This is a genomic window from Chitinophaga sp. RCC_12, from assembly GCF_041360695.1.
GTDB lineage: Bacteria > Bacteroidota > Bacteroidia > Chitinophagales > Chitinophagaceae > Chitinophaga.
The window spans coordinates 338,151-351,210 of sequence record NZ_JBFUPS010000001.1 but is presented as its reverse complement, the minus strand read 5'-3'; the positions used below and the strand labels follow the sequence as shown (position 1 = coordinate 351,210).

8 protein-coding genes are annotated in these 13,060 nt (G+C 47.6%); 6 read left to right on the top strand and 2 right to left on the bottom strand.

Annotation, left to right across the window (positions count from 1 at the left end):
* The first annotated feature begins 144 nt into the window (after positions 1-144).
* From AB6805_RS01515 to AB6805_RS01495, 5 genes are read left to right on the top strand one after another with little or no spacing between them, the layout of a single operon-like run.
* Positions 145-2,016 (top strand): glycoside hydrolase family 97 catalytic domain-containing protein, encoded by a 1,872-nt coding sequence (locus AB6805_RS01515; RefSeq protein ID WP_370907699.1) that lies wholly within the window; start codon positions 145-147, stop codon positions 2,014-2,016.
* Positions 2,003-4,843, top strand: a complete 2,841-nt coding sequence (locus AB6805_RS01510) for a hypothetical protein (protein WP_370907698.1) — start codon at positions 2,003-2,005, stop codon at positions 4,841-4,843. The genes AB6805_RS01515 and AB6805_RS01510 overlap by 14 nt, the downstream gene beginning before the upstream one ends.
* Positions 4,844-4,845: 2 nt before the next feature.
* The gene (locus AB6805_RS01505; RefSeq protein WP_370907697.1) at positions 4,846-6,531 is read left to right on the top strand and encodes a hypothetical protein; all 1,686 of its coding nucleotides are present in this window, start codon (positions 4,846-4,848) and stop codon (positions 6,529-6,531) included.
* 2 nt (positions 6,532-6,533) lie between these two features.
* Positions 6,534-8,492: a glycoside hydrolase family 2 protein gene (locus AB6805_RS01500; RefSeq protein WP_370907696.1), complete on the top strand. Its 1,959-nt coding sequence runs from the start codon at positions 6,534-6,536 to the stop codon at positions 8,490-8,492.
* A gap of 32 nt (positions 8,493-8,524) precedes the next feature.
* On the top strand, positions 8,525-10,801 hold the full coding sequence (locus tag AB6805_RS01495; RefSeq protein ID WP_370907695.1) for an FAD-dependent oxidoreductase: 2,277 nt from the start codon (positions 8,525-8,527) through the stop codon (positions 10,799-10,801).
* Positions 10,802-10,896: 95 nt separating this feature from the next.
* On the opposite strand, the gene AB6805_RS01490 is transcribed toward AB6805_RS01495, so the two are convergent.
* Both AB6805_RS01490 and AB6805_RS01485 read right to left on the bottom strand, forming a co-directional pair.
* Positions 10,897-11,268, bottom strand: a complete 372-nt coding sequence (locus AB6805_RS01490; RefSeq protein ID WP_370907694.1) for a hypothetical protein — start codon at positions 11,266-11,268, stop codon at positions 10,897-10,899.
* Positions 11,269-11,470: 202 nt separating this feature from the next.
* A complete protein-coding gene (locus tag AB6805_RS01485; protein ID WP_370907693.1) occupies positions 11,471-11,926 on the bottom strand; it encodes a helix-turn-helix domain-containing protein in 456 nt (151 codons plus the stop codon).
* Here AB6805_RS01485 and AB6805_RS01480 point away from each other — a divergent pair.
* Positions 11,909-13,060 carry an epoxide hydrolase family protein gene (locus AB6805_RS01480; RefSeq protein WP_370907692.1) on the top strand — a complete coding sequence of 384 codons (1,152 nt, stop codon included), beginning with the start codon at positions 11,909-11,911 and terminating at the stop codon, positions 13,058-13,060. The genes AB6805_RS01485 and AB6805_RS01480 overlap by 18 nt on opposite strands.

The window sequence follows — 13,060 nt, the reverse complement described above, 5'->3', positions numbered from 1 at the left end:
CTTTTTATGGGAACATTCCCGCGAAATGGGAATGTTCCCAACTTTTTTAGCGGCCCTATATTTTGAAGTTACGATGCGCAGGCTGTTAATTTGAAGGATTAAAAACTGATACGGTATTAATTATTTCACGTTCATATGCGGTGCTTGTTAATCATACTTTTATTATTGCCTGTTCAGATTGTACAGGCAACTGATACCCTGTTGCTGCAAAGTCCGCATAAAACACTGTGCACAAAACTTTTTACAGCACACGGCGCTCTCCTGTACCAGCTGCAGGCCGGCAAACAGTGGGTGATCATGCCATCGCGACTGGGCATCAGGGTAAACAACAAAACCACCGGCGTCCATGTGCAGCAAATAACCATCTCCAAAAGAGAGATGATCCGGGAAACCCATCCTACGCGGCTCAATGCAGCCGTAGCTACACAGGAAGGCATTGCCTATACGATCGCCATAAAGGAGCCTGGTACCACCTATACCATTGAATGCAGGATGTTTGATAACGGCTGCGCCTTTCGTTATATAATAGATGGAACAGCAGATAAACACGTGCAGGAAGAATTAACTGCTTTTACTGTGCCGGCTTCATACGGTGTATGGTATTTTGAACGGAACAACAGCTGGAAACTCCAGTCGTACGCAGGGTTGTGGCAACGCACTACCATCAGTCAGTTATCCACTGTGTCAGCGCAAGGCCCCATCCAGGGAAAGCCGCTGGTGATTGAACTGCCGCAAAAAAAATATGCAGTGATTACTGAAGCGGCGTTGTACAATTATAGCGGCATGCGGCTCAAAGCCTCCGCCAATGGCAGTTTGCAGGTGAACTTCACAGAAGGCGATACCGGCTTTGTAGTGAAAGGTACATTAGTCACCCCATGGAGAACCATCCTGTATGCAGATAACCTCAACGCATTGGTAAATAACCAGGTGATTGAAAATCTGAATCCGCAGCCCGACAGCCGTTTATTTGCCGATATCACCTACATAAAGCCCGGTAAAAGCGTATGGAGCTGGATTACAAGAGATGAACATTATATGGAGCCTGCAGAAGAGATGCGGTTTATAAACGCCGCTGCTGTCCTGGGCTTTGAATATTCGTTGCTGGATGAAGGCTGGGAAACCAAATGGCCCCATAAATGGGAACAGCTGAAAACGCTGTGCAGCGATGCAGCAAAGAAAGGGGTACGTATATGGGTATGGAAAAACTCTAAAGAGATAAGAGACACCGCGCAGCGGGATGCTTTCCTCGACAGCGTAGTGATGGCGGGTGCGGCAGGCATTAAAACCGACTTCATGAACAGCGAAGCCCAAACACTCATCGCATTTGAAGAGGGCTTGCTAAAAGCAACGGCCGCCAGGAAACTGATGGTTAACTTCCACGGCTGCCAGGCGCCTACCGGAGAAAGCAAAACTTACCCCAACGAAATGACCCGCGAAGGTATCCGCGGCATGGAACTGAATATTATGAAAGAACCGATCCCGGCGTGGCATAATGCGGCGTTGCCTTTCACCCGGTTCCTCTGCGGGCACGGCGATTATACGCCCGGCTTTTTCAGCAACCGGGGGCATACGACCAATACCCATCAACTGGCACTGCTGTACCTGTTTAATTCGCCGTTTCAATGCATCGCGGAAAACCCGGTCGCTCTGCTGGATAATGATATTTATAAACCCATTCTTCCCCTGCTGAAAACTTTGCCGGTAACCTGGGATGAAACCATTGTGCTGCCTGGCAGCGATATAGGCAGGATGGCCGCTTTCGCCCGGAGGAAGGGGCACGATTGGTACGTAGCCGTGATTAACGGAACTGATAGTGCCAGCACATTTACCCTGCAACCATCTTTTCTCAGTAAAAAAATAACATATACAGCAACACTGATCACAGATACGCCTGATGGCAACGCTTTTGTATCCACATCTCCGGAGATCAATACAAAATATTACAGGAAAATAATGATACCCGCAACAGGCGGTTTGGTTTTATGGTTAGCAGCACATAATAATGAAAACGACTAAAAAACTATATGGTCATATCGGATTGTTGTGCATAGCCGCTAACATGGTGAATGCACAAAGCCAGGTGTCTGTAAACCAACAGGATATTGTTATCACCACTGCCGGCCGGCCGTACGCATTTGCTCCGTCATTTGTGGTATTATATAACGCCACGGATCCCGGTATGGCGCTAAAGCCCGCCGGTATTAAAAAAGTTGAATACAATGTACTTACCTGGAAAGTAGCCGATAGCGCAAAGGCCGACTTCAAACAAAAGAAAATAAATGCTTCGGTTGCGGGCGACGGCTTCGACGACAGGATACTGCGCAGCAAAAAAGAATACAGAACCGCGAATATATTTAACGCCGGGGAAAGAACAGAGATCCTCGCAGATAGCATTGAACAAAAGAAAGACACGGTTTTCTTCCGTTTCCCATCTTCCCAAAAATTCCGGTTAACGGCTTATGTTATCACCTCCGCCAAACCTTACCCCGTATTGCAGTACAGCTTCCAGCCTTTGCAGGACGGCTATTACAGCATTGGTTATACCGGCGCGCCGGCATCTGCAAAAGAGAAGGCCACTGCCATATGGCAACCACTGATCTGGCAGGAAAAGCGGATCCCGGATGCCGCCTACCTTACACCGGCATTTATGGCTACGTTGCCTACTACTATGGTATACGACGGCGCTGCTACCATTGGTGTGCTGGCCGCACCGGAGTACCTTCCTTTTCAGCCGTTGCCTGTACTGGCTAACAGCCAGTTTGGTATTGCACTGCTCAACCCGCAGCAACAATTGCAGCCACAGGTATATGCACCTATACCGGGAGGTTACGGCTCCCGCATGAATGCCGGGCAAACATTCCGGTTCGGACTTCAGCTGGTAGCGGAACCACTTGCCATCAACAATACTTATGAACGGATTGCGGAAAAAGTATTCGGCTTCCGCGATTACCGGCATAATGATATTTCTTCGCTTAATGCTACGCTGGATAATATGGTGGATTATGCCATGTCCGGCTACGCCTGGTTCATCGACAGCCTCAAAGGCTGCGCTTACTCCACAGATGTACCGGGCGCCGTAAAAAATGTTTCCAGTCTTAACCCGCTGGAACTGGCGCTGGTAAGAGATGACACCGCGATGTTTGAAAAGAGGGCGTATCCGCTGATGGAGTTTATGTTGTCAAGGGAGAAGTTTCTTTTCAGCCTTGACAGCACCCAGAAGATCCAGAGTCCTTCCCGCAGGTTAAAAGGTCCGGTAGCGCCATTGTCGGAGTTAGCCGCCCTCTATGAGCTTTCAGGAAGCACCAATGATTTTTACCTGGAGATGATGCAGCGGGAATATAACAACGACCGCATACGCAACCTGGATGTAAAAGAAAAAGGCAACAACTGGATTAACGCGATGCACCTGTACCGTGCCACCGGCAATAAAAAATACCTGGATGCCGCGGTAACAAAAGCAAAGCAATACCTGGAACAACGGGTGTACCAGCCACAAACTGCTTTTGATGATCCGTTCTCCGGCAGCTTCTTTTTCTGGCCCACTTATACCAACAGGTGGATAGAGCTTTTACAGCTGTATGAACTCACCGGCAATAAAATATTCCTCGATGCAGCAGTGCAGGGAGCCCGGAATTATACCATGTTTACCTGGATGTGTCCAGCAGTGCCTGACAGCCTGATCACCGTGAATAAAGGGGGGAAGGCGCCCATGTATTGGTACCTGCAATCCAAAGGACATCAGCCCATGTATTACCCCGAGGAAAATGCACCGGCCTGGCGGCTTTCGGAAACAGGCCTGACGCCGGAATCATCCGGTACCGCCACAGGGCACCGTGCTATTTTCATGGCCAACTATGCCCCGTGGATGTTGCGCCTCGGGTATTATGCGAAAGACAGCTTTCTCATCCATGTAGCCAAAGCGGCCGTGATAGGCCGCTACAGGAACTTCCCCGGGTATCATATCAACACTGCGCGAACTACAGCTTATGAAAAAGCAGATTTCCCGCTGCATGAACATAAAGAACAGAGCGTAAATTCTTTTCATTATAATCATATCCTGCCTATGGCTTCCATGCTGCTCGACTACCTGGTAACAGACACCTATATACGTAGCAAAGGAAGTATTCATTTTCCCGCAGCGTATATTGAAGGATACGCCTATGTGCAAAGTAATATGTATGGTATGCAGAAAGGATCTTTTTACCAGGATAAGAACGTGCAGCTATGGATGCCTGCAAGATTACTGCGCATCAGCAATACAGAGCTGAATTACATCGCCGCCAGGAAGGATCGTAAACTATTGCTGGCATTTACCAATCAGTCGGCGCAACCCGTTACCGCTACGGTAACCGTAAACCCTGCATTGGTAAAACCAGCCGCCGGAAGTAAAGTGATTTCATACACCGGTGCGGCGCCGCAACAAACCAAGGACAGCACCTTTGTTGTTACCGTACCCGCCAACGGCATAGCCGCCGTGGCGCTTCCGGATGTAACCTATGCGGGTAAAGGATTTCAGCAACAAATATTATCGGGTACCAATAACCGCAGCCGGGATTATACCAGGCTCAGCACCGGCAACGCACACGCGATGCTGTTTAAGTTCGGCAGTTGCGGCAGGCGCCTGTATATCTACCTGGAAGACGATGATACCAAGCTGAAAAATGTCTCCCTGTATTATACCAGTAATACCGGGAAAGAAGCAAAAATCACGGATACCACCTACCCGTTTGAGTTTACGGTACCGTTACCGGAACAACAACCGGTGAAATTCCGTTTAGCCGTAACCGGTATAGACGGAAAGTTAACAGAAAGCAAAACAGTTGTACTGGGAGAAAAAGAATAATTATGTACAATACACCGGCACAGAAAATTTTCAGGACCACAGCAGCCATCTTACTGGCTGCGAGCATCCACGTGTCCGCTCAATCCGTACACGTAAAAGATTTTCATGCCATCCCCAACGATGGCTTGGATGATGCCAAAGGCATACAGGACGCACTGAATTATGCAAAGACAAATAACATTCCTACCATATTATTTGACAGCGGCCGGTACGATCTGCTACAGGTAAGCGCCACTGCATTGAACGCTTACACTGGTCTGAAGGAATATGCAGGGCTGCATTTACAGGGAGCTGCAGCAGCGGATCATACGCCGGCTACGTGGCTGGTGAAGAAGAATCCGCAGCAGAATAACACGATACTGCCGCCGCATATGCGTTTCGACCAGTGCAATAACCTCGTGATGGAGAACCTGGTATTCGATAACGATCCGCAGTATGCTTCCGCGGGAACAGTGGTGGAGAAAGATACTTCGCATGTAGTGGTGCAGGTGTTTGATGGATTGCCGGCTGTAAACGGAATGGGTTGCTATACTGCTAACATATGGGACAGTGCGACACGTATGTTGAAACAAGTGCCCAGTCTTACTTTCGTTGATGAGATAGCCACGCAGCAACTTTACTGGCAACTGGAAACAAGGGAGCAAAAGAATTATATGCGGATGAACAACGCTGCCTTTGCATCACGGCTTGCCGTTGGAGATGTAGTATCATGGCACTTTGGCGGGCAAACCATGTTCCAGCTGGCGATAAACAACTGCAATGATCTTGTCCTCCGAAATATCTCGATGTTTAACATCGCGGGATTTGGTATCCATACTTACGCCTGCAAAAATATCACCGGGCAACAGGTCGTATTTAAAGCCACCGGCCGGCAACTGGCGGTAGGTCCGCGTGACGCCTGGAAAATAAACAGCTGCAACGGGCTGGTAGCAATAGACAGTATGTATGTGGAAGGGGTGCGCTGGGACGGGCAGAATGTACACAGCTCCTTCTTCCAGGTGAAGGAACGGCTCGCATATAATAAAATAAGGGTGTGGAAAAGATATACCGGCGTAGCGCCTTTCTTAAACGACAGCATCGGGTTTTGGAATGGAAATAATGCTGTCAGTAAGATGCCGGTGAGCTGGCAGCTGGAACCAGCGGGAGACGGCGGTATCTACGGCATCATCACCCTGCAGGATTCACTGCCTGATTTTGTACAGGCGGGAACGCTTGTCACGGTGTACGAGTGGGACATTGATGACTACCGGTTATCGCACAGCACCTTCAGGAACATCGCCGGGTGCGCGGGTGTTATCAAATGCACCAAAGCTATGCTGCAGCAGGTTTCCTACGATCATATTATGTACCCTGCGTTGGTGCTGGGCACGGAAATTACCACGCATAATGAAGCCACTTTTCCGCAAGATGTGATGATCCGGGAATGCAGCTTTAACGCCAGCGGATGGGTGTCGCGCATTGGTAAAACGGGATTGGTGGGGATTGGCAACAGCGGCACGGAAGCAATGGCAATAGGAACCATACAGTTTGATCATTGTTCTTTTTCCAACGCACTTATCGGCATTAATGCCAGTGGTATTGAGGTGCTGAAAATTACCAATAATCATTTCATCTCGGTGAATCAATCTTATAAAGTAAACAATAGTAACACCGGCCAGGTGATCTTTGAAAATAATACTGAACAATGAAGATGAAGAATATTCTATTCGTGTTATTGTTGAGCCCTTTCCTGTTGAAGGCGCAGGGTACTTCAAAGGCGCCGCTCAGTGGCGTATGGACGTTTGTGTTAGACCCCATGAGCAGGGGCATACAGGATAAATGGTACGCTGCGGATTTTGCTTCAGCAGGCTTTGATAAAGTACAGGTGCCACATAGCTTTTCAGTGGATAAGCGCTATTTTTTTTATACCGGAACGGCCTGGTATTTTAAGAAGTTCAATGCGCCTGTTGTGCAGAAAAACGAACGCACCTTCCTGCAGTTTGATGCCGTGTTTTATAAAGCAAAGATCTGGCTGAACGGGCAGGTGGCCGGCGGGCACGAGAGCGGCTATACGCCTTTTGAAATAGAGGTAACCGGCTTACTAAAAGATAAAAATACACTCGCCGTATCGGTGAATAATGCGTGGGATACTACCACTATTCCCGGGGCTAAGGCCAGCGACGCCAAAGAAGCGCCAAATGCCACCCAGCTATATGCCTGGATGAATTATGGCGGCATCACCAGGCCGGTGCATCTTATTACACGGCCCGCAGCCTTTATACAAAATATAAAGGTAGTGGCCGAACCGGATCTGAAAAAAGGGAATGCCCGTATACAGGTAATCGCTTCGCTGAAAGATTACCTGTCGCCCAATGTAAAGGTGAACATCTATCAATCCGGTAATAAAAATAATATCCGCTTTAAACAAATATCTGCCAATGCTTCGCAAGTAACACTGGAAGGCGTGCTGTCATCTGCGAAGTTATGGAACCAGGATGCGCCTAATCTCTACGAAGCAGAAGTGATTGCGGGCGCAGATACCATGCGGAAAACATTCGGTATCCGGCGGCTGGAAATTAAAGGCACGCAACTGCTGCTGAATGGTGAGCCTGTCCGCATGGGCGGCTGTAACCGGCCGCTGGATTACCCGGGATACGGTTCCATTGATCCGGATACAGTGCTGGAGAAGGACTTGCAGCTGATCAAAAGTGGTAGTATGGAACTGTCGAGGATCAGTCATTACCCGGTATCTGAAAGTATGCTCGACTGGGCTGATAAGCATGGTCTCCTTATCATCAGCGAAGCCGGTAACTGGCAAATGACGCCACGCCAGATGGCCGATCCGCTGATGCGGGCAAAGTATCAGTCGCAGTTGAAAGAAATGGTGGAGCGCGACTGGAATCATCCCAGCGTGATCGCCTACAGCCTGGGAAATGAATTTCAATCGCAAACACCGGAAGGTATTTCCTGGGTGAAAGATATGGGCGTTTTCGTAAAATCACTGGATGCCAGTCGGCTGGTTACGTTTGCCAGCTTTAATGTATGGCGCGAATTTGTAAAACGTCCGGAAGATGAAGCATCCCTGTATGTGGACTTTATCAGTACTAATATTTATGGCAACGATCAGCTGCCACATCTTCAGCATATTCATGAAATATATCCCAACAAGCCGGTTTATATCAGTGAATTTGGTATGCGGCTGCCGCAAAGTGGAAAAGAAGAAGACCGTATCGCTTATTTCAGAAGGGCCATGCAGATCTTCCGCCAATGCGATTATCTCATAGGGGCTTCTGTATGGACGTTTAATGATTATCTGAGCCGGTATCCCGGAACAGATGCAAACGGTTACCGTGCATGGGGATTGGTGGCGCCCGACAGGACACTGCGTGCGGTGTATCCTGTATGGCAGGAGGAATTTTCTCCGGCTGTTATTGAACTGGTAAAGATGAATGAAGATAAAGCCATTGTTAAGATCACTGCCCGTGTTGACTTTCCTTCTTATGTACTACGCAATTACCAGCTCAGGTATGGTAACAATTCACTGGAGCTGCGGACGCTGAAACCGGGTGAAAGCCAGGAGGTGACCATACCCGTTACCGGTAAGGCACTCACGGTGGCATTGGTGAAACCCGGAGGATTTGTGGTAGTCGCAAAAAGTATAAAGGAATAATACACGATCAATAAAATTATAACCGTACAATCATGATACAATCTGGAGAAACAAACAGTCGCTCTTTTCCCGGCATAGCGCTTAACGCGGACCTGGTTATCACCGGTGGCGGCCTTTCAGGCGTGTGCAGTGCCATTACAGCGGCCAGGCAGGGACTAAAAGTAGTACTGGTGCAGGACAGGCCGGTACTGGGAGGAAATTCAAGCAGTGAAATCCGTTTATGGATACTTGGCGCCACCTCACATATGGGCAACAACAACCGTTGGGCGAGAGAAGGTGGTTTGGTAGATGAGATCCTGGTAGAAAACACCTACCGTAACCCGGAGGGTAATCCCGTTATATTTGATATGGTGCTGCTGGATAAAGTGAAGAAAGAACCCAATATCACCTTGTTATTAAATACCGCCGTATATGCAGTGGAAAAAAAGGATGCCACTACCATTAGTTCGGTGAAAGCTTTTTGCAGCCAGAACCAAAAGGAATATTTGTTAAGCGCTCCTTTATTTTGCGATGCCTCCGGCGATGGGGTAGTAGGCTTCCTTTCAGGCGCCGCTTTTCGCATGGGCGCAGAAAGCAGCGAAGAATTCGGTGAAAAATTTGCTCCTTCCGCCACATATGGAGAACTACTCGGACATACCCTGTATTTCTATAGCAAAGATACCGGCAAGCCTGTAACATTCATCCCTCCTGAGTTTGCCCTGAAAGACATTACAAAGATCCCGCGTTTTAAAACATTCAATGCAAAGGATTTCGGCTGCCGCCTCTGGTGGGTGGAGTATGGCGGCCGGCTTGATACCGTTCACGATACAGAAGACATCAAATGGGAGCTGTGGAAGGTGATATACGGCGTATGGGATTATATCAAGAACTCCGGCAATTTCCCGGAAGCAGCCACACTTACCCTCGAATGGGTGGGCGCTATTCCCGGTAAAAGGGAAAGCCGCCGCTTCGAAGGGGACTACATGATGAAACAGCAGGATGTGATTGAGCAGCGTACCCATGAAGATGCAGTAGCTTTCGGCGGCTGGTCGGTGGACCTGCACCCCGCCGACGGCGTTTTTAGTGAGAAGCCTGGCTGTAATCAGTGGCATAGCAAAGGCATCTACCAGATTCCATACCGGAGCCTGTATAGCAAAAATATCACGAACCTCTTTCTGGCAGGACGCATCATCAGTGCATCACATGTGGCCTTTGCCTCTACCCGTGTAATGGCTACCGCAGCATATGTATCGCAGGCCGTTGGAGTGGCTGCCGCAGTTTGTAAAGAGCAACATATTTTACCGGCAGACATTTTTAATAAAGGGCACATCACCATTTTACAGCAACGCTTACTTAAAACGGGGCAATATATTCCGGGATTAACGCTGAAGGATCACGAAGACCTGGTACAATCGGCCGTGATCGCCGCATCCAGCGAGCTGGTGTTTAAAGAGTTTCCCGGCAAGCCGCTCCTGAAACCTTTAACCCTCTCGGTTGCACAGATGCTGCCTTTACAAAAAGGAGAGGTGGCGCCTTTTATTTTTCATGCAGATGCTACCAGCGATACCGAAATAGAAGTGGAACTACGCGTGAGCAGTAAGCCCGGCAACTATACGCCGGATATCACCCTGGCAAAACAAACCATTCCGTTACATCCTGGTAGAAACTGTGTGGACCTTCGCTTTAATGCATCTTTAGAAAATACGGCCTACGCATTCGTTACTTTCATGAAAAATCCGTTGGTGCAATTGCATTTTACAGAGAAGAGAGTGACGGGGATACTGTCGGTGTTCAACAGCGTAAACAAAGCTGTTTCCAACTACGGCAAACAAACACCGCCCGAAGATATTGGGATGGAAGCATTTGAGTTCTGGTGTCCGCAACGCCGGCCGGAAGGGCATAATATCGATTTAAAATATCACCAGGGTATAAATTTGTTCAAAGCAGAAAATATCCGCAACGGAACCGACCGGCCTACATCCACGCCCAATGCCTGGGTAGCCGACTGGAACGATCCGCAACCCCGGCTAACGCTGAAATGGAATGCGCCGCAACAGATCAGTGTCATCGATCTGTTCCTCGATACAGATTATGATCATCCGATGGAATCAGTATTGATGTCGCATCCCGAAACGGTGATGCCTTTTTGTGTAAGGCACTACAGGATTAAAGATGCAGCTGGAAATATAGTGGCGGAGAAAACAGGTAATTACCAGACGCACAACCGTATTCAATTACAGCAACCTGTAATAACGGATACGCTGGTGATTGAACTGGAACATCCGTCTGCCAATGTGCCGGCGGCATTGTTTGCGGTGCGTTGTTATTAATGGGATGTCCGTTTTATTCCTATAGTATAAGTATGGAGAGGCCTTCGGATCGCAGGATTTGGAGGCTTATTTATGATCGGAATGGAGATGAGTCCTTAATGTTTGAGCATGGACCTTAATATATTCACGCTGACCGTGAGGCCGCATCTTTCCAGTGTAGCCAGTACCTGCTCCGCTGATTGCGGAGGATTTATTAACCTGTTTACCTGTGCGTGGAATGCTTTCAGCACCCTGGTTTCATCCAGGGTTATCAGGCTTTTGATAAATTTGTCAGGTGTTTGCGCTTCCAGCTGATAACATTGTAACCGTTTTGAAGGAAAATCTTTCAGGTTATTAGTTATAATTAATTTCGCATCGCCTTTAATAGCTGCTGCCAGTACATGCCGGTCATCCGGATCTGGCAGTTTTATATTGTTTATAAGCTGCTGATAGGCTGATATACGGGCATCCGGAAATGCGCTATCCATGGCAGCCCGTAAACTTTTTAACGCTTAAATGATATTTCAGGTTTATTTATTAACAGGTTCCTCATCCATTCTTCCTGTATCTGATTCGTCCATTTGGGCCTGTATAGTTTAATATCTGCGAGGCTTAATAAAATATCTCGCAAAGGAGCAGGGTATAACACATTTGCGTCTAACACAGCTACCAATCCGGTCGAATTGATCATCAGTATCCCATATTAAGTTTCTGTGATTGCTTAGCTAAAAAGTTGAGTTTATTGGTCCGGTTCTTTTGTAGCTGTTTATCATAAGCAATAATATCGTTTAACAGGATTCTCCGGTGTGTACCTACCTTAGTAAATGGAATTTCTCCCTTATTCAAAAGGCTCACCACATGAGGTCTTGATACGTTTAATATGTCGGCCGCCTGTTGAGTACTGATTTCCGCGTCGCTGGGAAGTAAGGTAATTGATTTTCCATCTGCCATATTGTCGAGTATCGTGTATAGTAACTTAAATGCCTTTGCGGGAATCGCCCTCGTTTTCTTGGTATTGTCTATTGTAATAGCAATACTTTTACTCTTGGTTTGTAATATTTTCCTGGAAATCTCATACATCTCATTAATAAAATACCTGGCTATTTCCTGATCCGATTTCGTAGTTTTTTGTGTAATGGCTTCCATAATGCAATTATTGTTGATACGTATACAAAGATACGTAAACGAAATAAACGAAACAAAACTTTGTCTGGAAATCCTCCACTATCCGCAATAAATCCAGCCGGCTGGGAATACGGAATGAGCCTTTCCTACATGAAAGAGCTGGCTACTTACTGGGCCAATGATTTCGACTGGAGAAAAACCGAAGACGCCATTAATGCCTGGCCCAATTTTATCATAGAAATTGATGGCTATAAAATTCATTACCTCCACATAAAAAGTAAATACCCGGATGCCATTCCTATCATCATTTCCCACGGCTGGCCAGGTTCTTTCCTGGAAATGCTGAAAACCATTTCTTATCTCACGGATAATAAAACACCGCCATTCGATGTAGTGGTGCCGTCGCTCCTGGGGTTTGGATTTTCAGATAAGCCGGCAAGAGAAGGGATAAACGCCTCATTGATGGCGAACCTCTGGGTGAAGCTGATGGAAGGGCTGGGCTATGATAAATTTATGGCACAGGGAGGCAATTTCGGCGCCATTATCGCTACGCATATCGCCATGCGGTACCCGGATAGGCTAACCGGGCTGCACATGAACTATATTCCGTTTAACTATAAGCCATTTGTACCGCCCGGCGAAAAACTGACCGCAGAGGAAACAGCTGCGCAGCAAAAAAACGCTCAGTTTTTCCAGGCGGAAGGCGCTTATGCCCAGGTACAAACAACAAAACCGCTCACGCTTTCATATGGTCTCCATGATTCTCCGGTAGGACTGTGTGCATGGATACTCCAGATCTTCCGCAGCTTTTCGGATCCCGGCACAGCGCTGGAGCAGTTATTTTCAAGAGATGAACTGCTGTCGAATGTTACCCTGTTCTGGATCACGCAAACGATCCATTCTTCTATGCGTTTATACCATGAGATCCGGAATGAACCGCTGGTGTTCGGAGAAAATGATTTCATAAAAGTACCTGTTGGCATTGCACACTATCCTTATCCCGTCAGTTTTCCTGTGCGGAAATATGTTGAAAGAGGATATCATGTTTGCTATTGGAGAGAGATGCCAACAGGGGGACATTTTGCCGCCATGGAACAGCCCGAACTTTTTGCACAGGATGTAAGCGCATTTGCGAATACTATTTTATCAAAGTAG